Source organism: Paenibacillus nasutitermitis (genome assembly GCF_014641075.1).
Classification (GTDB): Bacteria; Bacillota; Bacilli; order Paenibacillales; family Paenibacillaceae; genus Paenibacillus_Z; species Paenibacillus_Z nasutitermitis.
This window is the reverse complement of the sequence record NZ_BMHP01000004.1, coordinates 256,892-283,007: the sequence shown is the minus strand read 5'-3', so window position 1 is coordinate 283,007 and position 26,116 is coordinate 256,892. Positions and strand designations below refer to the sequence as shown.

Genomic DNA, 26,116 nt, shown 5'->3' with positions numbered 1-26,116 from the left:
TGGCAGTCATGAAGAGCCGTCCGGCTTCCCGGGCGGCTCTTTATTTTGCGCCAAGCATGAGAGCGTGATTATCGCTTCCGTATATTCAACGCTGGCATGCCGCTAGTCCATCGGATGATTAAAGGAGGGACGGATGCTGTGCTGTTTGTTTACAGGAATTATATGCCGCTAAGAGTGCTCGAGGAAATTCAGTTTTGGAAAACGCAGGAGAAGGAGCATACGGTCGTCATCCGGGAAATCACTCCCCTTTTGGAGCCGGCTTATGTACAGCTGCTTCAGGCATGGGAGCCGGTTTTTGCCCGCACGGAAACGATGGCCGAGAAGCTGCTTCTTAAGGCGTTGGAAGATCCGGAGGCCATCCCTCCCGATCTGGTCAAGGCGACCGAGGAGCTGCTGAAGGTATCTGCCGTACAGTCGCGCAAATTCGTTTCCCAGCTAACCGCCTTGCTGGAGAGGAGTCCGGCCGTTGCGGCCAGCCCGTTTGTACGGACGGTCATCCGTCATATCATACGGGAATCGGATTATTTTCTATGCGTTCTGGAATCGCTGCTTGAGCCGCTATCCGTGCAGAAGGAGGAGGGGCATCACCCGGATCATTCTGGTCAATCTGTCATGGAGAACGAACAGGACCTCATTGTGACGATCCCGCAGCATGAAGAGCTGCACAGCAAGAAGAACAGCAGCTCCGCCTCCGTCAAACACCTTGCGGAAAAGGCACATCTGCATGACTGGAGCGACACACGTGGAGCCTCTACGGTTCCTCCAGGCGGCCACACGCTTCCCCCGCTTCCGTATGGATATGATGCCCTGGAGCCTCATATCGATCAAGCAACGATGCAGATTCATCATGATATCCATCACCAAAGCTATGTGGACGGTCTGAATAAAGCAGAGAATGAGCTAAAGGATGCCCGGGAGAAGAATGATTTTGAGCTTGTGAAGCATTGGGAGCGGGAGCTTGCGTTTAACGGGGCTGGGCATTATCTCCACACCTTGTACTGGAACGTCATGTCTCCCCGCGGCGGCGGGGAACCTACCGGTTCGCTCGCCCGGCAAATCCGCAGGGATTTCGGCAGCTATGACGCCTTTAAGAACCATTTCAGCGCTGCAGCCGAGAAAGTAGAAGGCGGGGGCTGGGCGATTCTGGTCTGGAGTCCCCGCAGCAGAAGGCTGGAAATTCTGACTGCCGAGAAGCACCAGAATTTGTCCCAATGGGATGTTGTGCCCGTTCTTCCTCTCGATGTGTGGGAGCATGCTTACTACCTTAAACACCAGAACAAACGCCCGGAGTACATCCAGGCTTGGTGGAACGTTGTGAATTGGCCTTATGCCAGCGGCCGTTTCTCCGAAGCCAGAAAGCTGGTCTGGGAGCCTTTTTGAGAATGCTCCATACCGCAAGGCAGACCGATAACCTTTTGATGATTGTTTCGGGAACAAGGGAACAGCTCATAAACGAAAAAAAGATTGCCGCCCCCTTTGAAGGAACAGCAATCTTTTTTGTTTGCGTTAAGCGTATCGAGGCATCCGCTTCCATGTACATCCATTTTTCGTTTCTATTGCTTTAGCAGCGATAGAAATTCGGAACGCAGTGCCGCGCTTGTACGAAACTCCCCGCGCACGGCAGATGTTACAGTGGTGCTTCCGGTCTTTTTGATACCGCGCGCGCACATGCACATATGCTCGCCCTCCACGACGACCATCACTCCGTGGGGTTGGAGAACTTCCTCCATAATATCCGCGATCTGGGAAGTAACCCGCTCCTGCACCTGCAGACGCTGTGTAATGGCATCTACGAGCCGCGCGAGCTTGCTCAGACCGGCAATCTTGCCACTCGGAATATATCCGATATGCGCTTTACCGAAGAAAGGGGCCATATGGTGCTCACAATGGCTGTAATACACGATATCCTTTACAATAACAAGCTCTTCATGCTGCTCATCGAAGGTTACCCCCAGGACTTCACGCGGATCGACCTCGTAGCCTGAGAAAACTTCCTCGTACATGCGGGTTACCCGCGCAGGTGTTTCGAGCAGTCCTTCCCGCTCGACATCCTCGCCTAAAAGGCCCAATATTTGCTTGATATGATATTCAATCTGTTCACGGTTACCCGAAACGACAGAATTGACGTAATCTTTTTTACCCGCCATTCCCGATCGTTCCCCCTTCCCTGCAAGCGGCGTGCTGATTATCGGCGTCCGCCGCCCGGACGTTGATTTTTCATCATGCTCTGTGCTTTTTGGAGCTGCGATTTGTTCATATTATAACCCATCTGCTTGGCCATCTTCTGCAGCATTTCCGGATCGCTCTGCATCTTCTCAAGCTGCTTGCGCAGATAGAAAACACCGATAAAAAATCCGCCGACCGCGCCCGCCAGAAGCGTCAGAATCGGAATGATGATATTCCACATCTTTGCCAATCACCCAACCTTTGTTATTCGATATTGATATACATATTGCAACTTATCATAGCATGTACTAGTGCCCACCGCAAACCCTTGTTTTCGTCCTGCAATTATCCCATGACCTGCTCGATAAACACAGTATTCTCCTTGGCCAGGTCGATTTCCCGACTGCCGATGGAATCGTCGCCCTCGCGCTCCAGGAGCCGTACGACAGGCCTTCCCGGCAGACCTCGATGCTGTCCGACCACCACACCGGATTCCCGGGTGGAAAGGCGCACCGATACCCCGTTGGGGTAAACCGACACAACCCGCATAAACTGGACGACGACCTCATGGTCCAGCTCTTTACCCGACATCGCCAGCAGCCGCTCGCAGGCAATATGCGGAAGCACGGGTTTGCCGTTATGAACTTCCTGCAGCAGGTTGTCGTAGGTATTGGCTACGGCCACAATCCGCGAATACAGATGAATCTGCTCTCCGGCAAGGCCCCGCGGCTCTCCGCTGCCATCGATATGCTCATGATGCTGCAGCGCCACATGCGCAATGAGCAGGCTGAATTCCCGTTTGGCCTTCAACAGCTGGAAGCCCCTCCAAGTGTGATGCTTGGCCTGCTGTTTATTCTTCGCGGCTTCGTCGTCAACCGGCTCGAAGTCGAACTCGGGCTCATCCTGCGGCTTGCCCAGATCATGCAGCAGCGCGCCGATCGCCAGCTCCTTCTGCTGAACCTGATTGAGATTCATATGAATGCCAAGAAGAGCTGATATCATACAGACATTCATCGCATGGACAAAAGCCGCGTTGTCGCGCGTGCGGATATCATTCAGATGAAGAAGCACATCCTTGTTCCGCAACACATCCTCCAGCATATCCTCGACCGACAGGCTGACCGAGCGCGAATTGAAGTCCTTTCCCGAACGGATCGCATCTAACGTCTCCGACATGCTTCTGATCAGCGAGCGCTTGGTCTCCTCCGAAAGCAGTTCTTCCTCGATCTCGATATCCTGAAACTTCGGATCCGTAATATATAAATTGGTCACCCCGATTCGTTTGAGCGTACTGATCATAAATACGGTAATCTGAACGCCAGCCGTCAGCAGAATAGTTCCGTTTGATGCGTAGATCGTTTTCCCCAGCAAATGGCCGGGCTCAACCGAATCCATATGGATATATCTCATGTGCTCCCCCGATCCCTACTGCCGTTCAAGCTCCAACAGAGAGGTTTTGATGTCCAGCCCGCCCCCATAGCCGACCATTGCGCCTCCCGCTCCGATTATCCGGTGGCAAGGAACAATGAGCGGTACGGGATTGCGGTTATTCGCCCCTCCAACCGCACGGACTGCCTTCGGCTGTTCAATGGCCCCGGCGATGTGCTTGTACGACCGGCTTTCTCCGTAGGGGACTTCCAGCAGCGCCTGCCACACCCTCGTCTGGAAAGGCGTTCCCCGCATGTCCAGCTTGACCGTAAATATTTGAAGCTCTCCGGCAAAATAACGCTTCAGCTGTGCTTCTGCCTCTTTGAGAATCACATGCTCCGCAGGCTGATCCTGCGCGATTCCGGTTCCTTTCGGAAACCAGGAATTGATCCAGTTCCGCAGCTTATCCTCCCGCTGCGCGAACCCGCCGAATTCAATCTTGCAAAGCCCGGAATCCGTTGCCATCAGAACAAGCGGCCCGATCGGAGATGACATTTCAGTCCAATAGATCGTCGGATGCATCATTTACGTCCTCCTTTAAATGGCGGCCTCCCTGCTGCAAACTCCAAATGGTCCGTAGCTTGACGGAAAGAAATGAAGCTTTTATTTATCGTTTAACGCTCTACAAGCCGTCTATAGGCCTCGTAACGATCTCATCAGTAGATTTATGCGGTTGAGCTGTCTTATCCTCCAAAAGCTCTCCAGTGCCTTCCGGATCTCCACTCGCATTCAGAACATCCAGAGCTGCATATATCGCATCAAGGACAACCTCATCACGTTCCTGCTCCAAAGCCGCGGCAAGCGCTTCGCGGGCGGCATTGCCGCCAATACGGCCAAGCGACCAGGCTGCTGTCGCCCTCAGCTCAAACCGGGGATCGCTTTGGAGGACGTCAATTAGTGGCGGAACTCCGCTTGGATCCTTGAAATTGCCCAGCGCGATGACTGCATTGCGCTGGATCGGTTTACGGCCGCGCCATGCCGAGGCAGTAGCCCCGTAGGCTTCCTTGAATTCGCGGTTGCCCATCGACAAGAGCGGAACCAGCAGCGGCTTGGCCTTTTCGTTGTCCGGCTGAAGCTCCGGCTGATGGGTCCAGTTTTTGCCCCGGTTTTTGGGACAGACGGTCTGACAGGTATCGCATCCGTAAAGGCGGTTGCCGATCTTCCGCATAAGCTCGTCCGAGACAAGCCCCTTGGTCTGCGTTACAAATGAAATACACCGCTGTGCATTCAGCTGCCCCGGCGCAACCAGCGCGTCCGTCGGGCATGCATCGATGCAGGCGGTGCATTCGCCGCAGCTCTCTGTTATGGGTTCATCCGGCGGCAGCGGCAGGTTGGTGATCATTTCACCCAAATACACCCATGAGCCCCATTCCGGTGTAATGATCGAACAGTTCTTGGCGCTCCAGCCGATACCGGCGCGTTCGGCGACTGCCCTGTCGGACAGAGCGCCGGTATCGACCATGCTCTCCGCCAGCAGAGTCGGTACACGTCCTTTCAGCCAGGATTCCAGCTTGTGCATCCGGTCTCGCAGCACCCTATGATAATCTTCTCCCCAGGCCGAACGCGACATGATGCCGCGCCGCTTACCAGGCTCGGACTTGGGAGGATTCTTCAGCTTCGCCGGATAGGCGACTGCTATAGCAATAATGGACTGCGGATTCTCCAGCAGCAGCTCCGGGTGCGTCCGCTTGTCCAGATCCGGCTCCTCAAAGCCAGACTCATATCCCAGCTCACGGTGGCGGATCAGGCGCTGTTTCAGCTCCAGGAAGGGACCCGCCGAGGCTATTCCGATCTTATCGATCCCCAGGTCCGCTGCCGCAGCTTTCAATTCATGCTTCAGCTTTTCCCAGGATGTTATATTGTCCACTGCGCAGCCCTCCTTCGAACTTGACTTTCAATCAGCATTTAGAGACTATTTAATTTCGTGATGGGCCACAAAATATAATCGGCGCGGCCCCGAATCATGGTTTCAGGTACCGTACCGAATGAACGGCTGTCTCGGCTCGCCCGCGCATGGCGGTTGTCTCCCATCACAAAATACCGGTCCTTCTCCACAACGAACGGCCCATAATCAATATCTTCAATGACCGTATCCGTAAATCGCTCCACGACCAATTCTCCGTTGCGGTACAGCTGCCCGGTACGAATTTCGATCTTGTCCCCCGGTACCCCAACTATCCGTTTCACCAGATACTCTTTCTTCTCCGAACCTTCGGCAGGATCTTTCAAAATAATCACATCTCCGAGCTGAGGCGATCCGAACCGGTAGGAATATTTGTTCACGAACAGCCATTCCTTCTCGTAAAGCGTCGGTTCCATGGATTGGCCTTCAACAGTGGATAAGTTAAACACAAAGAAATGGAAAAGCAATACGATAGCGACCGCTGCGATAAGCGTGCGGGACCAATCCCACACTTCTTTGACCCAGCCTGATTTTTCCCGGGAAGGCTTTTGCGGCTTGACGGGCTTCCCTGTGTCGATTGATGAGGATTTGGATCGTTTGCGGGAACCGACGGAGGCTTGCTCCGCTTCTTGAAGTGTATCCGAATAATTGTCCATACTTCCTGCACCTCGCCCGCCTATTTATGCATATCTTGAACTTTAGCCGCCTGCTTTTATGTTCGCAGCACTATTATAACATTGACCGGGCATGTTGAACGAGCATCTGATGATAAAAAAAAGCATATCCGAGTGCCAAAATCAATGGCGTTCGAAATATGCTTGTCCTTCATGGTTATTAATTTCATAAAGAGTGCGTATTAACCTGCGACAATACTCAGTTTCTGGAACGACCGGAAGAAATCCGATGCCGCGTAACCAAGCGATTCGTAAAGCGAGAGGATCGGCTCATTATGCTCGTCGGCCGAAATCATAATCTTAGATACATTGCGCTGCTCGAAACGCTGTTTAAGCCCTCGAATCAACGACTTTCCAATTCCTTGACGCTGGTAATCCGGGTGAACCGCAATTCGGTAATAATAACCATTATTATTATCGATTGTTCCAATTACAATGCCGGCTACTTCATCATTAATCGCAGCCACCAGCACCAATTCGCTGTCCCACGATAGCTGACGACCAAAGGCTTCCATCGTCAATTCGTAGCATTCAGCCGACAATACCGTTTCTAGCAGTTGGGTAACAGACCGATAGTCAGATAATTGGAAAGCACGAACGTCCATAACTAAAACCCCTCTATACGCAGTATATAAAATGTAGGTAAAGTTAATAATACGACAAATTCAGCGGAATTCCTTCTAAAAACTTAAAATAACCTTAAAAAATTCACGAAATCTCTGTTTTCCTGTTGAAAGCGCTTTATAGTAAGCGTTTACAACATTTATATTCCATTTCTTGTTTCAATATGAGTCGTTAATAGGCTGGAAGATAATCATCAGCCTCCTCACGAGGTGAGGTATTGTGCTGCATGAAAGGCCGTCGCCCGCTAGGCGGCAGTTCCTAATGCCTGAGGTCAAATTGTCCCCTAGTTGCCACATGTAAAAAAAGCTCCGGATCATCTCCAGAGCTTTCCTATACCATTCCTTCGCTTCGCTAAATCGACATGCCTTTACCTTTAGCCGCAGCTGTCGCATTCAGCTTGTCCCATATTTTGCGGTGCATGCTGAACCGGATGCAGAGTCCTTGCGGCAGGCTGCGGTATCGTTTGCCCAGCTGGTAACCGAACAGCTTCGCTGCCGATTCCGCAAACAAACGGGGCATCCAATGCCATTTGCGCTGCCGGTGCAGAGCGTTCAGTTGCGTCTTAACAAGACGCGAGCCTTCTTTGCCGACGGCCGAATACTGGAACACCCAGTCATTGTTGCGCATCGAAACCCCATTGTCGAAGAAGCGCCGGAATTGCTGGATGAGCGTGTAATCATGGGAATGCACAACACGGGCTTCAGCCGCATAGGCCACCGTGTAGCCCTGAAGGATGCATTTCGCCGCGAAGAACAGGTCCTCATTAAAGATGACCGGCTCCGGGAAACGACCCAGCTCCAGGAAAATATCCTTGCGCACAGCCGCGCATACATTGGAGCAGAAGAAGGTCTTGATTCCCATGCGTGGGATATCGCCTTGATCCTTGACGGAAGACTGCTCCGGATAATTAAAGCCACGCGACAGCCGCTCCAGCACATTCGCATCGGGCCTTGCAAGCTGCCTTCCGTACACGCATGAGATCTTCCCGTCCTGAAACGGCTTCACGAGCTCCTCCAGCATAAAGTCGTTATCGGGAATCGCGTCCTGGGTCATGAAAACCAGTACATCGCCCTCCGCGAGACCCGCCGCATAATTACGGGTCCCGCCGTGATCGAATTCGCTTTGGAGTATGGAGAAAACCCGTACACCGGCACGCTGGGAGCGTTCGGCCGTCCCGTCCGTCGACGAGGAGTCCACCACTATAATCTCATGCGGCGCCAGCGTCTGTTGCTGCAACCGTTCCAGCAGCCCGCCAAAATCCGACCCGGCGTTGTAGGTAGGGATGATGACAGAGACACGAGGTACAACTATTGCAGGTTGGGAATCAATAAGCATTTTTATTAACAAGACCTTTCGTTATCGTCTTCACGATGATTTTGAGATCGAAGAAAAAGGTCCAGTTTTCGATGTAGAACAGATCGTGCATAATACGGTCGTGAATGGAGGTATCGCCGCGCAGCCCGTTGGTTTGTGCCCATCCGGTAATGCCGGGGCGGATATGATGCTTCACCATATATTTCGGGATTTCCTCCTTGAACTGCTCCACAAAGAACGGACGCTCCGGCCTTGGACCCACGACGCTCATATGCCCCACGAGCACATTGAAGAATTGCGGCAGCTCGTCCAGGCTGGTTCTGCGGATAAAGCTGCCAAAACGCGTTCGCCGCGGATCATTCTCCACCGTCCACTGCGTGTCCGATGTGCCGGGGTCAGAGATATGCATCGAGCGGAATTTGTACATATTAAACGTGCGCCGGTCAAGACCCATGCGCTCTTGCTTGAACAGAACAGGTCCTGGAGAAGTAAGCTTGATCCCGATATACACCCCCAGCATGATCGGCGAAACGATAATGATGGCCAGCAGCGAGAAAGCAATATCAAACGCCCGCTTCAGCAGGCGGTTGCTAAGCTCGTCCAGCGGAATGTCCCTCACATTAATCAGCGGAATCCCTGCAAAATTATCGAAGAACGGCCTTGCGGGCAGCATATCGAAGAAATCGGGTATGATCAAGGTCTTCACGCCCGTCTTCTCGCATTGATCGATGATATTCGCGTATTTCTTATGCGCTTTGAGCGGCAGGGCAATAATGACCTCGTCGATCATAAATTTGCTGAGCATTTCATCCAGCTGCTCCGTCGTCCCGATAATGGGCTTGAATCCGCTGTTTGCTGCCGCATGCTCTGTCTGGAAGTCATCCAGAAAGCCGAGGACCTCATAGCCCAGCTCAGGATGCAGCTGCAGACTGTCGTAGAAGCTGCGTCCAACCGATCCTGCCCCGAGAATAAGCACGTACCGTTTGTTGAAGCCTTTGCGGCGGAGCCGGGTGAGGATGGTCTTCACCGTATAGCGGTAAGCGATCATGCCTACGACATTGGCCGCAATGAAGATCGCCAGAAACTCACGGGAAATATGTACTTCTTTGGCTATAAACAGCATGCTCAGCAGGCCAAGGAAACTTAATCCGTGCACCTGGAAGATTTTCAGAATGTCATAGGAGAAGCTCTTGCGCCGTCTGGGCGCGTAGAAACGCACATAGAAGCCGACAAGAATCGCAGCAAACGAATATATGGTTCCCCAGAGGAGATAGCTTTTGAGTGGAAGATTATTATAATGCGCCAATAGCCCGCTGTTGAACTTGAGCCAATACGCGGCCAAGAACATAAGCAGGGTGCATAATAGATCCGATAATACATAGATTTGAGTCAAAAAACGTTGGTTCTGTCGGATCATAGTCTCTCATTCCTTACGATCTAGTATTCGAATGGCGAATCTACCAGTATTGTATCAAAAAAACGAGAGGGAACCAACCCTCTCGTTTTTTATCTTTTCCCTTTTCTCTCAGCAATTCGGTGCTTGAGAGCGGCACGCTGCCTCAGCAGCACTGGAAGCCGGCGGAAAATGTTCGACCAGCAGCGCAATAATCCCCGCTCGAATACAACTATGTACCCGATCTGCAGAATCTCGAGGCCTGCAAGGCGCGGGATCGACAAGATCATTTTCCAACTGGCCGGTTCATTCTTGATGATCGTATAGATCCGGTTCTGGTAGGAATGACGTCTTAAGAACAACGGGATTTGCTTGCGGCTGCGGCGTCCCTCATACTTCCAGCCCCGCTCATGAAGAGCCTTGGCTTCTGCCAGATAATAGGACTTCCACCCCAGCAGTTGGGCGCGCCAAGCCACATCGACATCCTCTTTGTAGGCAAAGTAAGATTCGTCGTAGAATTGACCGTCCATGCTGATGTCCTCAACCATCCTCCGTCTGTAAACGGAAGCGGCTCCAGAAACACCAAAAATATAGCGGGATTGTTCCCATTGGGAAGCCGGTTCGCCTCCACCCAGATCCCAGGCTTTGCGCGTACTACCCATTTCGATGCCCGCACTGTCCATGATGTCCTGATTCGAAGCGAGCACAAGCTGTCCGGTCACGCTGCCAACGTCGGGATGCTGCTCCATGAAATCCACAATGCGGGCCAGATAATCCTCTCCCAGCTCAACATCGGGATTCAACACCAGTGCATAATCGGAATCCGTCAGCCGAATCGCCTGGTTCTGGCCGGCCGCGAAGCCGACATTCACACGGTTAGCGACAAGCATAACCGTTGGTTCCTGAATTCCGCTCACGATCTTGCATGTATCGTCAGTAGAGGCATTATCCACCACCACAATACGCGCAGCCGGAAGCGTCTGCTGCAGGACTGCCTGAATGCATCGCTCAATATCGGAACCGCTGTTGTAAGTCACGATGCACACGCTGGCAGTCGCAGCTTTTTTCATTACTGATCATCCTCTAAATAATGATTGAGCGCCTCCCGCCATGGCCTTAAGTCCGTTAAACCGTTCACGCGGATGGATGAATGATCCATCACCGAGAAGGCGGGTCTTGGAGCCGGGCGCGGGAAGTCACTGGTTGCACAAGGTTCAAGCTTGATGGCGATGCCGCTCTCCTCGAAGATCGCCACGGCGAATTCATACCAGGAGCAGACACCTGTATTCGAGGCATGATAAATGCCGTAACATTCTGTCCGGACAAGCTCTAGCAGGAAAAGAGCAAGATCAAGCGTATAGGTTGGGGAGCCGATCTGATCATGCACGACCTTAAGCTCATCCTTCTCGCGGCCGAGCTTCAGCATCGTTTTCACAAAATTTTGGCCGTATTTACCGTATACCCAAGAGGTACGGACAATAAAATAACGGTCATGCAGAGACGTTACCGCCTGTTCGCCCGCAAGCTTGGACTTGCCATATACCGTCTGCGGGTTCGTGCGGTCGATTTCATTGTAGGGGATCTCACTTGTGCCGTCAAACACATAGTCGGTGCTGATATAACAAAGCTTGGCTCCCACTTCCCTTGAAACGATCGCCAGATTCCGCGTTCCGGCCGCATTAACGCGAAAAGCCTCGTCCCGTTCGGACTCGGCCTTGTCAACGGCAGTATAAGCGGCACAGTGGATCACAGCATCCGGACTGAACTGTGCCATGACCTGCCGGCACTGCCCGAGGTCCGTGATGTCCAGCGCATCACGGCCGTATCCTTGAATCGTATAACCATCTGCAGAGAGATGAACGAGTTCAGCTCCCAATTGACCATTTGCGCCGGTGACGAGGATTTTCAGGTTCGCGCTGCCTGCTGTCATGAGTTTGTTCCCAGCCGGTCGCCATACTGCGTCTTGAAATAATCCTGGTATGCACCAGAAAGGATCTGCTCCATCCACTCGCTGTGCTCCAGATACCAGCGCACCGTTTCCTTGATGCCGTTCTCGTAATCATATTTGGGCTGCCAGCCAAGCTCATTGCGGATCTTGTCGGCATCGATCGCATAACGCCGGTCATGGCCAAGACGGTCGGTTACATATGTGATGAGCGATTCCGGTTTGCCCAGCTCTGCAAGAATGGTACGAACCACTTGAAGATTATTGCGTTCGTTGCGTCCGCCGACATTGTAGACTTCTCCGGAACGTCCCTTATGGAGTACCAGGTCGATCGCACTGCAGTGGTCTTCGACGTACAGCCAGTCACGGACATTCAGGCCGTCGCCGTATACCGGAAGCGGCTTGTCGTTAAGGGCGTTCTGAATCATCAGCGGAATCAGTTTCTCCGGGAACTGGTACGGTCCATAGTTGTTGGAGCAGCGCGTAATATTGACGTTCAGGCCGAACGTTTCGTGATACGCGCGAACCAGCAGATCCGCCCCTGCCTTGCTGGCGGAATACGGACTGTTCGCCGCAAGCGGCGTCTCTTCCGTGAAGAGCCCCGTATCGCCGAGTGTACCGTATACTTCATCGGTGGACACTTGAACAAACTTGGAGATGTTATACTTCTTGGCGAGATCCAGCAGCGTCTGGGTCCCCATAATATTCGTGCGGACGAAGATTTCCGGTTCCAGGATGCTGCGGTCCACATGCGATTCAGCGGCAAAATTCACCACAATATCGACACCGTCCGCAAGCAGCGGTTCCATCGCCGCGCGGTCCGCAATGTCCGCTTTGACAAAGCGGTAGTTCGGATGCTGCTCAACACTGCGCAGATTTTCCAGGTTCCCCGCATAAGTGAGCGCATCGACGTTAATAAGTTGGTAATCGGGGTAGTTCTTTGCCATGTACAGGACAAAGTTGCTTCCAATAAAGCCGGCACCGCCGGTGATTAACAGTTTCATCGCGTTATGACTCACCCTTCATAAACAAAATTCATCTCGGCATCCGCCAGCAGCGGATGCTTGGTGTCTTTATCTGACAAAATCGGATTGGACGTTGGCCAATCGATTCCTAGCGCAGGATCATTCCAGGCGATGCCGCGGTCATGTTCAGGGGAATAGAGGGCATCTACCTTGTATTGTACTTCGCTGTTGGGAACGATGGTGCAGAAACCGTGGGCAAAGCCTTGGGGAACAAGAAGCTGCCGTTTGTTCGCTGCGGTGAGGACGAAGCCTTGCCATTGACCGAATGTCGGAGAACCTTTGCGTATGTCAACGATAACATCATAGATTGCTCCTGCTGTTACACGGACAAGCTTTGTCTGTGCTTTGGGATTTAGTTGATAGTGCAGACCGCGCAGCACGCCTGTCTCTACGGACAAGGAGTGGTTATCTTGAACGAAAGCTTGGCTAATTCCATTGGCTCTGAAGGTGGCTTCATTATAACTTTCCGTGAAAAAGCCCCGGTGATCGCCGAATACAGCCGGTTCAATCAGTTTCACACCAGGAAGCTTTGTATCTATGATTTTCATATGCATCTCACCTGCTTTTTTTCTACAATTTTAGTTTTCCAAATTCTTCTCCAAATATGATATCTTTCGCTAGTTCGTTAGCTTTGGTCAGTGAAGCATGCGTACCCGCATCCGTCCACCATCCTTGCAGAATGTCGTAGGAGAGTTCGTTGCTTTCGATATAAGCATTATTCACATCAGTAATTTCCAATTCTCCACGTCCAGATGGCTTCAACGTCCGCACGATTTCAAACACACGGCTATCATACATATATATTCCCGTTACTGCATAACTGCTTTTAGGTTTCTGCGGTTTTTCTTCAATTGAGAGAATTCTGTCCCCGTCCAATTCCGCCACACCATAACGCTGCGGATCATGAACCTCTTGAATAAGAATCTTTGCGCCCTTGTTTTGTTGACGAAAGTTATCAGCAAAGGTTGCGATACTATCATTGAATACATTGTCTCCTAAGATGACAACCATTTGGTCACCGTTGACGAATTGCTCAGCCAGACCCAATGCTTGGGCGATACCGCCGGCTTCGTCCTGGACTTTGTAGGTGAAGGTCATACCGAACTCATGTCCACTGCCTAATAAATTCACAACATCGCCCATATGATCTTTCCCCGTGACAATAAGTACATCCTGAATATCTGCTTCTTTGAGTTTGGCGATAGAGTGAAAGATCATTGGGTATTTGCCGACTGGCAATAAGTGTTTGTTGGTTACTTTTGTTAGGGGATAAAGACGTGAGCCTGTACCGCCTGCTAGGATTATGCCTTTCATGTCAACCTCCAATTTTATTAATTGATATAAAATTCAACGTTAAAATCTCAATCCGCTGCTATAAATACAACTCCAATCATTATAATACCCATGCCCATCCATTTAGCCAGGGAAACTTCTTCATTAAATATAAATAGCGCCGCAAGAATCCCTAAAACATAAGCAAAACTTTGAATAGGATATGCTAAACTCAATGGCATTCTCGACAAAATAATAAACCAGAGTAGTGTAGCTATTACATACATAACCAAACCTATAATAACCTGCGGTACAAATAATGCCTTCCACGCATTACTTATGTTAACACCACCCATTTGTTCCAGCCCTAATTTAAAAAACACTTGCCCACATGCAAGAAACAAAATATTGATTAACAGCAGCAAGTAATTCATTTATACAAACTCCTAACGAACAAAATCATTGTTCTTACTTTCTAATTGTTCAATTTGATATTTTAGTAAGCCTATCTCCTGTGACATTTCTTTTATTTTTATAGTAGAACGAGACACAGTAGCGGTTAGCGAGAACATAATTAAAATCAAAATAAATGAAACTAATAAAAATAATGCATTAACTGGCATTTCGATTCCCATAACATTTGAGATAAGAACAAAAGCATTTGGGAAGACAGATAGAATAAGTACAACTAGCATTATGAAAAGCCAGAGCATGGAGTACTTTAATTCAAGTCTGTACTTTCTAATTAAATTAACGAGTACAAAGAAGCAAACGATAGATCCTGAAAACAAAAGTATTTGAAGCTTCAATGTTATCATTTATTTTCTCCTATACGATTTGTTTACGCATCTTATCTATTAATATAGCTAGTGAAACTTTAGTCATGTAATAAACAGATTTTAAAGAACTTATGGATGAAACTCCCCCCATTCGGGCTTTCATTTGGACAGGAATTTCCTTGATAATATATTTATTTCTTTTTAAAAACATGATTGACTCTGGTTCTGGATAGTCAACAGGATATCTTTTAGAGAATAACTGTATCACTTTATCGTTGCATGCTCTGAAACCAGATGTTGGATCTGTTATCACCTGGTTCGTTAATAGATGCAACAACTTGGAAAAGTAAATAATGCCTATACGTCTAAGTTTGGTAGATTGAAAGCCTTCTTTGTTAATATATCTTGATCCAATTACCATATCTGCTTCATTGTCAAGTATAGGCCGGATAAGCTCTTTTATATACTCTGGCCTATGTTGCCCATCACCATCAACTTGAATTGCAATCTCATACTTATTTTTCAAAGCAAATTTGTAGCCAGTTTGTACCGCTCCACCAATTCCTAAATTACTTGGCAAATTAATTGTTCTTACTCCTGAATTTTTACAGACAAGTTCAGTGTTATCGGTCGAACAATCATTTATTACTAGTATATCTAAATTAATATCTGCTACCAACTTAATTTCTTTCACCAGATTTTCAATATTATATTCTTCGTTAAAAGCCGGAATAATTATCAGGATCTTGTTCATCAAGCCCTCATCCTTTCACAAACGTTTAATAATTTAAAAAAACTATTGAATTGGTGCATTAGAAATCCAATATCGAATAACCAATATAAACGTTGTTAATAGACACGTGTATATAGCAATTGTTGGGATAAGTTTAAGCAATTTATCTCTGATTGCATTTACAATCTTCAAATGAATTAACTTATTTGAATATAAACATACTAAACCAATTATTGCAAAAGGAATAAAGTAACGGCCTTGAACACCTATCACAATTGAATTTCCGATTCCACCGTTACTCGGAATTGATGTCCATATCAAGTAGAGTGATGTCTCAAGTAGAACTACAATAGTTATCATGATGGCCAAAAACAGTAACTTGGATTTATACAAAATTCTAATATCTTTATCTACATCAATTACAGCGATAACTATCAATAAAAGTGCAAATAATAAAATAAAGATATATGGAAATGGCGTATCTAGCCATCCAAGATTACCTATGAAACTATTTAAATAAAATGAGTATAAATGTTTGAAAGTTCTAAGTATCACTAAAATAAAATCAAATGGATTAGTTATAATGTAATGCAACTGATCTGATATATACTTTGATGAATCTCCTACTGCTGCTACATATAAATTGGTAGTCATAATCCATAATAAATGAGATACGATTCCAGAAAAAAACATATAAACAAACTTAAGGATGTAATCTTTTTTTGTGCTAAATTTATTTTTTGGAATCAAAAAAAATAAAAATAAAATTGGATAATAAATACTTTTCAACTCAATTAATGCAACTGCAAAAAGACATAAAATTATTATTTCTTTTCGACCAATTACTTTAAGATTGTTATCATATGCAAATTTAAAAAATGTTGCAATAAGTAGAATTGAAATGCCAATTACCATACCATCATAACTTACTGAAGCAGCAAGTGTTAGTGTCATCGGCATAATTCCTAACAATAGTATTAAGTTCTTATAAATTGGAGATATACGAATCGCGAAGTAAATACAAGCAATGAAAAAAAGTAAATTTCCTAATCTACCTGCATATAAGTACATACCTGGAGTCATAAGATTATGATCATATATTGTGAGGACCTTTATTATTCCCATCATCAATGATTGAGGTAAATATAATAATGGGTGGGTCTTTGAGGTACTATAAGTAATAAAGGTCTTATCACTATATGACTTCGGTGCGGAAAAGTCAGATAAAAATTTACTATAATTATATTTATTATCCACGCTTCTTATAAGATATGTATTACTATCTTCAAATTCCAGCAGTGAAGATGGATAATAACTTCCAAATTGTCCGTCCTTCATTTCTGGTAGTAATTTTAAATTCGATACCAAATAGGCTTTTTTAAAATGGTTTCCTTCGTCAGCGACTTGAATAGGAGGGATAATAAAGATATATAATAACCCAAAAAGAAGAGATAATTTAAGAAAAAGATACTCCGTTTTATTTGACTCATTCATGTTATAAGGGTCTCCATCCATTCCTAATATTAAATTCTTTAGCTTTTATTAAGTAGTCTTGCATATAATTTCCTCATCAATTCATTACTCCTACCACCTTTTATATAGGATATCGCCTTAATTGCTAAGTGATGTGTTCTTCCTTTAAGTAAGTTATTAAGTTTGTAGGTTCTAGATTTTCCAATCGATTTTCTTGGATGTTCACAATAATCAATTAATGGTAATATTGAATTTTCCCAACTCATTCTATTTACTAGTTCAGAACCACCCTTAATAAATATATCGTTTTGTGAAAACACTTCTTCCACAGCTGTCGCAAATTCATATGGATCCTCCGGAGATATTACCCTCCCTAGATTATTACTGTGAACAAACTCAGATAGTACATCGCCCTTAGTTGTAATAATTGGGAGACCACACCATATGTAATCCAACATTCTTGTCCTATAAGAAAACCTTGTTTCAATATGATTGTAGTGCAAATTCAACCCAATATCTGATTCAAGTAAATAATTATGCCTATCGTTGTATTCCGTCCATTTGTTAAAAAAAACAATGTTATTTGTAAGTCCTAAGGAATCACTTAAATCAAGCGTTTTTTTTACATTCTCCATTATAATTAAATTTGAATTAGGTGGATTAATACCCATGAAGAATAGCTTGATATCAACACGTCTCTTACTTAAAATATCCATTCCTCTAATTGCAGTCAAAGGATCAAGCCAATCCCATATCCCCCCTCCCCAAATAATCACTTTATCATTTTTTTCAATACCTGGAACTATCCCCTTTAATACCAACCTGTTTTTATTAGGTTTAATAGACTCCATTCCAAAGGGGACAACCCCAATCAGATGATTAAACGTCTTATCCAATTTATATTCAATGGGATTGATACGATTAATAGCAGCCAACATACCTAACCAAAAATCCTTTTGTTTCTCAGATGCACAGATAAAGTAGTCTCCAAAATACAATTGATCCATCAATATAGAGAGAGAGGCGCGATGGGCTTGAATATCATCATTAAATATCTCGATATTTTCAAAAATAAAAGGATCGTATAAATCAACAATAATGGATGCATTATAATTTCTAATATAGGAATGATTCCAAAGTGTCATTCCTTGTACGATTATACAAGTAGAATTATTAAGTTCTTCTATCAATTGACTTTTATTAATGTTTTTAATTACGAAATCTGCTTCCAATTCACAATGATTGGGGGTGAACAATACTACTTCAAAATATTGAGACAACACCTTAGCAAAGTTCCAGTACCTTATGCCTGGACCTGCCATATTTTCTCCAATAACATCTGAGGAAACAATTATTATCTTCTTTTTTTCCAGAATAACCACACCTAATCTAATTTACGATTTGTCTTACTGCTTCACCCCATCGGTGTGCAGATACATCTAATGTTCTGTTTGTTTTGGTATACTTATATACATTGTCTGCTAGTCTATCTCGAACATCCTTATTCCTAATCATAAACTCAACAGCCTCAAACCAATGTTCATTATCATTATTAGTTAAATAACCATTCTGGAGATGCCTCACATTCTCTCTATAGATACTTACATCACTATAAATCCCAGGGATCTTGAGAATTCCATAATCCAGCACTTTAATATCGGATTTACATTTAGAGAAACGATTTTCTTCCAGTGGGGCAAGTGCAAAATCCCAATTCACAGTATTCCCCATCCATTTTCTAAATTTAGGATATTCAACATTTCCGGTGGTATTTAAAAGTTTCACGTTTAAATTACCAAACACTTTATTTATATATTGTTGTTCCATAACACCAATAATTTCAAATCTGACATTATCATTCTTTGTTAATACTTCTCTGATAGCTGGCAAAATCATCTTAAGGTCAGCTTCATGAGATGGAGTTCCCATATATCCAAAAACAACCTCATCAGAAGGCTGGTCTTTCCTAACCATTTCGACACCTTGCAGTTTATCATCAATCGCATTCTCTACAACTATAACTTTTTTATTGAATTTATCAAATCTTTCTTTAAGTGGTACTGTTGATACTATTACTCCATCCGCTTCTTTTGCAAATAAGCGAATGATATTTTTTTGCTCATTCGTGGGCCAAATCGCTCCTCCTCGGTTAAATGCCAAGTCCAAAAGGTTATCATCTAAAGTATAAATCAATTTTTTTCTAGCCCTTTTAATTCTTTTTATCAGATTTTCAGCCATATTCAGGTTAATATCTGGTCGCCACAGTCTTTCAACAATATAAACATCAGAAGCAAGATCATCGATGTCTGTCCCTGACGTAACTGTGATTAATTCATTTGATTTGTGTTTAAAGGGCAACAAAAGTCTTATATAACTAGTGCCGTAAGGAACTAAGTCTAATCCGTATTCATACATAATATGCGCCTTCAAAATTTGCCCCCCCAGGGTCTAAGTGATTGTTTCTAAAAATTTGTTAACAACTTTTTCTACCGAAAACTGACATATGTCTTTAATGGCATTCTGTTGCAGTTTTGTTCTAAAATCATAATCATCAACAAGTTTCTTCAATGCCTTTAAACACTCTTCTTTAGATTCAGTATTTACTATTAGTCCATTTACTTGATCTTCAACAAAACTGTTAGTACCACCATTCTGGGGAGTAATGACAGCAGCACCACAAGCCATAGCTTCCATTGCAGTTAACCCCATTGCTTGGAATGAAGATAGATCTATAAAGATATCTATCTCGTTCAGAAGCCACGCTAGTTCCTCACTTGCTAGTACTCCAGCATTAATCCATTTGAAATTATGGGGTAGTTGCTGAAAACCATGATCATCTGTATCACATCCGAACAAGATTACTTCAATCTTATCACCGTGTAATTCTGTAATATTTTCCAATACTTCCATGGTTAGTTTGGGGTTTCTCCGTGGTGTACTAGGTCTTATCATGGCAGCTATTCTTAATGGTCTATTAGGCCATTCCGAACCCACCCGTGTTCTTGGCCTAAACAGATCTAAATTTACGCTGGCACCAATCACAGAAGCACCAACACCAATTTGCTTATTTATTTCTTTCATATTCCATTCTGTTTTAGTGACACGTTGAAGATCAGGGAATAATTGATAGGAGTCCCATGCTTCTTTATAAGGTGGAGAATTAATTTCAAAAAAATATGGTTCAAAATCCTGAATGTAATAAGCTCTCGTGGATTCAACACCATCAAGCCATTTGACAGAATTATAAGATGTAGCCACAACGACATCAAACTTCTCAACAATTGACTTTATGTCTGACTCTTCATCGGCAAATATAATAGGTACCTTATTAAGTAGCATATTGTAACTTTTAGAGAACGTATCCTGATGTCTGGTCAGATTTATTATCCTTACGTCGATCCCCATTTCAAGCATTGCCTTGGATTCCTGAATGATTACATTGGCCCCGCCACTTACTTCAATAATAGGTAGCACAATCGCAATGCTAAGCCCTTCCCATTTCTCTTTACCTTTACTAATAATCTGCTCTCTTTCAAACATTTGCAATACTCTAGCTCTTATTCCTTCAAGAACCCGGTCATGGTGGCATTTATGAACACCCTCAAGAATAACAGAATGCCCATGTTTATTTATTAGTGCAGCATCAGCTTGTTGAGCAAGTATTTTTCTTTTTTCATGTGAGTAACTTTTAGATTGAGCATGGAAAATATAGACATCATCTGCAATTGCGAGCTCCCAACCTTGCTTGCGAACACGGATACAATAATCGTTTTCTTCTCCGTACCCTCTTCCAAATGTTTCCTCATCAAAATAACCTATTCGGTCAATTACCTCACGTTTTATCATTAAACAAAACCCATTTAAAAAAGAAATTCTTGGGTAAGTATGTGCAGAATATCTTTCTATTAATGTTCCCATCTCTGATATCGAAATCTCTGGGGGCAATTCATTATCCGACCAATCTTCATCTTGTTCAATTTTTGGAACAGACTGCCAAGAGGCTGTGTTTGAAAGAGGTCCTACCATTCCAATACTCGAATCAGATTCTGCACACATTACCATTTTATCAATCCAATACTCGGTAACTATAGTGTCACTATTTAATAAAATCACATAATTTGCTTTTGAAGCTTTCAAGCCTTGGTTTGCTGCAAAAGTATACCCTTTAGCTTTGTCATTACGAATCAATGAGGAAATATTTTGAGAGGATAACATTTTTTCCAAGAACTGTTTTGTTTCCGATTCACTCCCATCATCCACCACAATGATTGAGTATGGTTGATGTGTATATTGAATAATAGAGTAGATACATCTTCTTATATCCTCTAGAGCGTTATGAACACAAATAATTATTTCTACAACTTGTGATCGTTCTTTTAGAACGAGCCCCCCGTGCGAGAAACTTCCTACTTTGAAATAGTCAGGTCTTTTCTCTTTAGAATCTACCATGGGACTGATAGCAATATTATCTGTAACGGCTTTATTTATTAAAATTCTATTTTTTATTCCAACAAATCCTTCTTTACGAACCGCATTGACGGTTTTATAAGAAAGGACAAAAGGACCTTTCACGATTCCACCATTTTTCTTTAATAAATGCTTTATAAGTCTCATTTTATTTGATGATGTTCTTTTTTGAGCGGACATCCACCTTAGAACTCGGGTAACTTTCCATGACGTTGTATTAAAGACAGTTACCAACTCATTATTTTTCTCATGTATTAAAGTATCTTTCCAACTGAGTTCTTCGTTTTTTAATTGAATAGCAACACCTTGCTCGTTGAGTTTGATGTTATGTTGCTCAATTGTATTCTCCAGATTCTTAATCTTTTCATCTAGTCCATACTTTTCATTATTAATTAATTCTATAATGGATCCTTCTTTTTCAAGCAACTTTTTATAATTTTCATTTTCAAGTTTTAAAAGGTTACTTTTCTGTTTTATTTCCATTTGTTCAAGTTTTAACTCATTTAAAACAGACTGTATATTACTATTCTCTTCTTGAACAGCATAATAAGCCTCACCTAACTTCATTTCTCGAACATATACTTGCAAACACAATGCTCCAGTAATTTGATCTTCATTCATATATAATTGGCCATATCTATTCTTTTGTGAATAATATAACGATACTCCTGGAGTTTCACTTAACTGCTCTATTGTAATAATGTACTCACTATTATTTGAATCGAATAAAGGAACGAAATCAAAATACAGCCATTCGTTGTCTACTACATGACCAAGCTGGATCGTTCGATTATATATTTCTTTCATTGATTTAGTTTCGTTAATGTTTACCTTTAAGGTTCCAGATATTTTCTCTTGATAGGTAGCACATAAAACACCAATTCTATGCATACTATTGCTGTTACAAAAAAAGGTTTGTTTAATTTTCGTATTTCTTGACATTCTGTCAAGAGTATGCTCCGGATTAGAATAAAACAAATCAAGTTTACTTTTATGTTCATTATCTTTTTTTAGTTGATAGAGATTAAAAACCGATGCAAAGGGCAATTCTATCTTAAGTGATTTTTTCTTCTCGGAGTTTTCAAGAAAATTTCTTTGTAATAATTCATTATTTTGTTTTTTTGAAATAATGAATGTTGATCGATAACCTTCTACCAAGTTCATTTCATCGTCAAAATGAAACTCATTTGTATATGAGTCAAACAATCTTACTGTTTCATGATCTACACCCCTGCTGTAAAGCTCATGCCTGAGCATCATCAAATAGATCCAGTTATCAATACTCCCTGAAAAATAATATTTGTATTTAAATGGATGATCCGCAAGAATATTCTCAACTTCATTAATAGAAGGCAAACCGTATTTAATATGTTCTCCCAGCATTTCATGCTCATGATTTAATGCAGTAACTAAAAACTCATACAACATTTTTTCAGCTGACACTGTTTTAGTTGTATAATGTGGATTGTTTAAGATGACATAGTCATTACTTACTCGAATAAGTTCAATTAAGAAAGTAGCTCTATCAGCAGGAGGAATATGTTCAAATACATCGTTGGATATAACAAAATCAAAATGATCATCCTTAAAAGGAAGATCTCTACCATCCGATTTCATATAATTTTCAGTTACCGCTTCGAAAGTATCGATCACTAAAACCTCGTGATTCTTCAAAAAGTGGACAGCTGGTAACCACGGACTGCCATCTTCGTTAAAAAAGAACCCACCAACATCTAAAATTTTTAATTTTTTGTTCTTGTTCTGAACTTGATTACAATAATCGCGAATAAGTCTCGAGCATATCTCATAGCGCTGATATTGATCAAATGGAATCTCGTATAGATTTTTCACAACATCAAATCCTCTACATTAAAATAACCAATCACAGTTTAATTTTACTATTCCATATTCTTCTCTATTGTTAACAATTGAAAATTTAAATTGTTTATCCCTGTAGTCATAGGGTTCTTTGCATTCATAATCATACGCAGAAACGGTTAAGTAATAAGTCCCTTGCAGCAAAGCTGGTTCTCTTAGTATTACACGCAAATTTTTAGTATCTTCAATAATGTTTATTATTGATCCATCTTGTTTTGAGTTCGGTCCGCTTAAATGGACCCCCTTCTCATCATATAGTGCTAAGCCTATAACTACATTTTCTTCTTTCATTTTGCTTTGGAGTTCTATATTTATACTAATGTCTGACCCTGTATTGAATACGCTTTGAACAATACCCTGCGTGTCAGAGAAATAAACTTTGTTGATTACAAGGCGTTGATTTCCCCATCTATTATTCGAATCGTTATACGCTTCGTAATTTACATGTTTTTTAAATTCATCTATTTCCAAGATATCAATATCTTTTAGGTCGTTTGTATTAAGAGCAGCTTCCCCACCATAAATTTTTGTGTAGTACAAATTTACTAAAGTGTCCGTTTCACCAAAAGTTGTTTTTCCATTTTTATCAACGAAAACTACACTGTCACACAAATCCCTGACTGATGACATATCATGCGATACAAAGACAATAGTTTTTCCTTTGTTTTTGAACTCTCTAATTTTATCAAAGCATTTTTTCTGAAAGTTTGCATCTCCAACAGCTAAAACTTCATCAATAATTAGAATATCGGGATTGACATGAATTGCTACTGAAAATGCAAGTCTCATGTACATACCTGATGAATAGTTTTTAACTGCTGTCTCCATAAAATCTTCAAGTTCTGAAAACTCAACAATTTTATCATAGTGATTTTCAATATATTTTTTTGTTAGGCCTAGTATAGTGCCATAAAGATAAACATTTTCTTTCCCGGTCAGATCAGGTTGAAATCCTGCTCCTATTTCTAATAAAGAAGAAACAGTCCCATTAACTTCAATGCTGCCTTCATCCGGTGGAATTATATTTGCAATGAGTTTAAGCGTGGTACTTTTACCAGCACCATTTCTGCCAATGATTCCAACTGTTTGTCCTGGTTGAATATCAAATGAAGCTTTTTCCAATACCCTATGCTCAATTATTTCCATACGATTTCGCTTCAATATTTTATTTATGAACTGCTCCTTTAAAGTTGAAGGCCTGTTTTTGTAAATTTTATAGGATTTGGATACTCCACTAAATGATATGGCATAATTAGACATCACTACATCTCCTACTTTATAGTTCTTCTGCTAAACGACTCTCCCGCTTATTAAAGATAAAATAACCAAGCAATAGAAAACAAAGACTATACAATAACGCTCCCCAGAAAAGGTCTCCACTTGGAACCACTCCATCTAAAACAATAGATCGAAACATTTCAACTATTAACGTAAGAGGGTTTAACATTATATAACGATGATAAGGCTCCGGTATCATAGCAGCATTATAGATGATTGGAGTTAAATAGAACCACACCATGAAGAATATCTCAATGAGATGTGATAGATCTCTAAATTTAACTGTAACGGTTGAGAAAAATAAGCCTAATCCAATAGTTAGGAGTAATGTTGGAATTAACACCAGCGGCAAAAAAAACAGCGCTGTTGTAAATGGGATTTTAAAGAAAAACAAACCAAGAAATAAAATAACAAAATTTATAAGCATGGTAATAAAATTCGAAAGGACTATTGAAAGCGGGATAATAATCCTGGGGAAATATACTTTTTTCACTAAGTTTTGATTGTTAATAATTGAATTAGCACTCATGGTTACTGCTCCAGATACGAACATCCAAGGTAGAAGGGCAGTGAAAACAAAAATGGCAAAGTTCTCAATCTGCATTCTAATTATTATTTTAAAAGCAAAAGTATAAACAATAAGTAACAAAATGGGATGTAAAAAAGACCATAAAAAGCCAATGACAGAGTTTTTGTATTTTAGTTTTAATTCTTTCATTGTAAGATTAAATAGAAGGTCTCGATAATGGTAAAGGTCCTTAATATTGGTTGTCATATAATATTACTCTCTTCTTTCTGAAGGGCTTTATTTAAAAAAATCAACAAATCTTCTCTCAAATCTGTTCTTGATAGAGCCATTTCAATAGTTGTTTTTATAAATCCTAATTTTTCACCAACATCGTATCGTTCTCCGAGGAAATGATATGCATACACATCACATAACCTATTCAATTCTCGAATAGCATCCGTTAATTGAATTTCCCCACCCACTCCACTATCCTGCCGTGATAGAATTTCAAAAATTTCTGGAGTTAATATATATCTCCCCATAATTGCGATATTTGATGGAGCTTCATTAATTAAAGGTTTTTCAATCAAATTATTCACCTTATAAAATCGATCAGAGATTTTCTCGGCATCAATGATTCCATAACGACAAACTTCTGTTCTTTCGACCGGTTTCACCCCAATAACCGGGGCTTGATATTTTTCAAACAGTTCTATTAGTTGTTTCAAGCACGGTCTTTCTGCCTGAACAATATCATCTCCCAGTAATACCGCAAAGGGTTCATTCCCAATAAATTTTCTAGCACACCAAATTGCATGCCCCAGACCTTTAGGTTCCTTCTGACGAATATAATGAATATCAGCCATAGTCGAGGATTTTTGAACCTCATTTAGCAAATCAAACTTACCATTTTCTCGCAAATTAAACTCTAGCTCAAAACTATTATCAAAATGATCTTCAATTGCCCGTTTACCTTTTCCCGTTACAATAATAATATCCTCTATGCCGGAAGCCACTGCTTCCTCGACAATGTACTGAATAGTCGGTTTATCAACGATAGGCAACATTTCCTTAGGCATAGCTTTGGTAGCGGGCAAAAACCGAGTACCTAGTCCCGCTGCAGGTATAATTGCCTTTCTTATTTTCATTAATTCAACAAACCTCCGAACTTTCGTCAAATTTCTACTGCTTATCTTACCAAAGAATCAACAGAATTGTAATATGTATACACTTGCTCATAAGAGAGGTAAATGACG

Annotated in this window: 25 protein-coding genes; 1 reads left to right on the top strand and 24 read right to left on the bottom strand. The window is 43.0% G+C overall.

The genetic code is table 11. The features are described 5' to 3' along the window. Positions 1-138: 138 nt before the first annotated feature. On the top strand, positions 139-1,380 hold the full coding sequence (locus IEY46_RS25935; RefSeq protein ID WP_188997214.1) for a Fe-Mn family superoxide dismutase: 1,242 nt from the start codon (positions 139-141) through the stop codon (positions 1,378-1,380). Positions 1,381-1,553: 173 nt separating this feature from the next. On the opposite strand, the gene folE is transcribed toward IEY46_RS25935, so the two are convergent. From folE to galU, 24 genes are all read right to left on the bottom strand, one after another. Then, positions 1,554-2,147, bottom strand: coding sequence for a GTP cyclohydrolase I FolE (folE, locus tag IEY46_RS25930; protein WP_188996667.1), 594 nt, complete (start codon positions 2,145-2,147; stop codon positions 1,554-1,556). A gap of 38 nt (positions 2,148-2,185) precedes the next feature. Continuing rightward, positions 2,186-2,407 (bottom strand): YneF family protein, encoded by a 222-nt coding sequence (locus tag IEY46_RS25925; protein ID WP_188996665.1) that lies wholly within the window; start codon positions 2,405-2,407, stop codon positions 2,186-2,188. Positions 2,408-2,511: 104 nt separating this feature from the next. Continuing rightward, positions 2,512-3,576: an HD-GYP domain-containing protein gene (locus IEY46_RS25920; protein ID WP_188996663.1), complete on the bottom strand. Its 1,065-nt coding sequence runs from the start codon at positions 3,574-3,576 to the stop codon at positions 2,512-2,514. A 15-nt stretch (positions 3,577-3,591) separates the two neighbouring features. Next, positions 3,592-4,119, bottom strand: a complete 528-nt coding sequence (locus IEY46_RS25915) for a methylated-DNA--[protein]-cysteine S-methyltransferase (RefSeq protein WP_229750549.1) — start codon at positions 4,117-4,119, stop codon at positions 3,592-3,594. 97 nt (positions 4,120-4,216) lie between these two features. After that, a complete protein-coding gene (gene queG / locus IEY46_RS25910) occupies positions 4,217-5,461 on the bottom strand; it encodes a tRNA epoxyqueuosine(34) reductase QueG (protein ID WP_188996660.1) in 1,245 nt (414 codons plus the stop codon). A 38-nt stretch (positions 5,462-5,499) separates the two neighbouring features. Then, positions 5,500-6,153 carry a signal peptidase I gene (lepB, locus tag IEY46_RS25905; RefSeq protein ID WP_188996658.1) on the bottom strand — a complete coding sequence of 218 codons (654 nt, stop codon included), beginning with the start codon at positions 6,151-6,153 and terminating at the stop codon, positions 5,500-5,502. A 200-nt stretch (positions 6,154-6,353) separates the two neighbouring features. After that, positions 6,354-6,776, bottom strand: a complete 423-nt coding sequence (locus IEY46_RS25900) for a GNAT family N-acetyltransferase (RefSeq protein WP_188996656.1) — start codon at positions 6,774-6,776, stop codon at positions 6,354-6,356. 370 nt (positions 6,777-7,146) lie between these two features. Further along, positions 7,147-8,130 carry a glycosyltransferase family 2 protein gene (locus IEY46_RS25895; RefSeq protein ID WP_188996654.1) on the bottom strand — a complete coding sequence of 328 codons (984 nt, stop codon included), beginning with the start codon at positions 8,128-8,130 and terminating at the stop codon, positions 7,147-7,149. After that, a complete protein-coding gene (locus tag IEY46_RS25890) occupies positions 8,120-9,526 on the bottom strand; it encodes an undecaprenyl-phosphate glucose phosphotransferase (RefSeq protein WP_188996652.1) in 1,407 nt (468 codons plus the stop codon). Before IEY46_RS25890 ends, IEY46_RS25895 begins: the two co-directional genes overlap by 11 nt. Positions 9,527-9,615: 89 nt before the next feature. After that, a complete protein-coding gene (locus IEY46_RS25885; RefSeq protein ID WP_188996650.1) occupies positions 9,616-10,572 on the bottom strand; it encodes a glycosyltransferase family 2 protein in 957 nt (318 codons plus the stop codon). After that, positions 10,572-11,411 carry a dTDP-4-dehydrorhamnose reductase gene (gene rfbD, locus IEY46_RS25880; RefSeq protein WP_188997211.1) on the bottom strand — a complete coding sequence of 280 codons (840 nt, stop codon included), beginning with the start codon at positions 11,409-11,411 and terminating at the stop codon, positions 10,572-10,574. The genes IEY46_RS25885 and rfbD overlap by 1 nt, the downstream gene beginning before the upstream one ends. Positions 11,412-11,428: 17 nt before the next feature. Further along, positions 11,429-12,451, bottom strand: coding sequence for a dTDP-glucose 4,6-dehydratase (gene rfbB, locus IEY46_RS25875; RefSeq protein ID WP_188996648.1), 1,023 nt, complete (start codon positions 12,449-12,451; stop codon positions 11,429-11,431). A gap of 11 nt (positions 12,452-12,462) precedes the next feature. After that, on the bottom strand, positions 12,463-13,020 hold the full coding sequence (rfbC, locus tag IEY46_RS25870; protein ID WP_188996646.1) for a dTDP-4-dehydrorhamnose 3,5-epimerase: 558 nt from the start codon (positions 13,018-13,020) through the stop codon (positions 12,463-12,465). 22 nt (positions 13,021-13,042) lie between these two features. Continuing rightward, entirely contained in the window at positions 13,043-13,786 is a 744-nt protein-coding gene (locus IEY46_RS25865) for a sugar phosphate nucleotidyltransferase (protein ID WP_188996644.1), read from the bottom strand. Positions 13,787-13,833: 47 nt separating this feature from the next. Then, the gene (locus tag IEY46_RS25860) at positions 13,834-14,178 is read right to left on the bottom strand and encodes an EamA family transporter (RefSeq protein WP_188996641.1); all 345 of its coding nucleotides are present in this window, start codon (positions 14,176-14,178) and stop codon (positions 13,834-13,836) included. A gap of 12 nt (positions 14,179-14,190) precedes the next feature. Beyond that, positions 14,191-14,562, bottom strand: coding sequence for a DUF2304 domain-containing protein (locus IEY46_RS25855; protein WP_188996639.1), 372 nt, complete (start codon positions 14,560-14,562; stop codon positions 14,191-14,193). Positions 14,563-14,572: 10 nt separating this feature from the next. Then, on the bottom strand, positions 14,573-15,277 hold the full coding sequence (locus tag IEY46_RS25850) for a glycosyltransferase family 2 protein (RefSeq protein ID WP_188996637.1): 705 nt from the start codon (positions 15,275-15,277) through the stop codon (positions 14,573-14,575). A gap of 42 nt (positions 15,278-15,319) precedes the next feature. Further along, a complete protein-coding gene (locus tag IEY46_RS25845; protein ID WP_188996635.1) occupies positions 15,320-16,750 on the bottom strand; it encodes a DUF2142 domain-containing protein in 1,431 nt (476 codons plus the stop codon). Between the two features lie 38 nt (positions 16,751-16,788). Then, on the bottom strand, positions 16,789-18,051 hold the full coding sequence (locus IEY46_RS25840; protein WP_229750548.1) for a glycosyltransferase: 1,263 nt from the start codon (positions 18,049-18,051) through the stop codon (positions 16,789-16,791). A gap of 67 nt (positions 18,052-18,118) precedes the next feature. Next, positions 18,119-19,159 (bottom strand): glycosyltransferase, encoded by a 1,041-nt coding sequence (locus IEY46_RS25835; RefSeq protein WP_229750547.1) that lies wholly within the window; start codon positions 19,157-19,159, stop codon positions 18,119-18,121. A gap of 18 nt (positions 19,160-19,177) precedes the next feature. Continuing rightward, positions 19,178-23,047 (bottom strand): glycosyltransferase, encoded by a 3,870-nt coding sequence (locus IEY46_RS25830; protein WP_188996629.1) that lies wholly within the window; start codon positions 23,045-23,047, stop codon positions 19,178-19,180. A gap of 18 nt (positions 23,048-23,065) precedes the next feature. Continuing rightward, positions 23,066-24,334 (bottom strand): ABC transporter ATP-binding protein, encoded by a 1,269-nt coding sequence (locus tag IEY46_RS25825; RefSeq protein ID WP_188996627.1) that lies wholly within the window; start codon positions 24,332-24,334, stop codon positions 23,066-23,068. Positions 24,335-24,350: 16 nt separating this feature from the next. Further along, positions 24,351-25,127, bottom strand: coding sequence for an ABC transporter permease (locus IEY46_RS25820; protein WP_188996625.1), 777 nt, complete (start codon positions 25,125-25,127; stop codon positions 24,351-24,353). Continuing rightward, a complete protein-coding gene (galU, locus tag IEY46_RS25815) occupies positions 25,124-26,008 on the bottom strand; it encodes a UTP--glucose-1-phosphate uridylyltransferase GalU (RefSeq protein WP_188996623.1) in 885 nt (294 codons plus the stop codon). The genes IEY46_RS25820 and galU overlap by 4 nt, the downstream gene beginning before the upstream one ends. Positions 26,009-26,116: the final 108 nt, after the last annotated feature.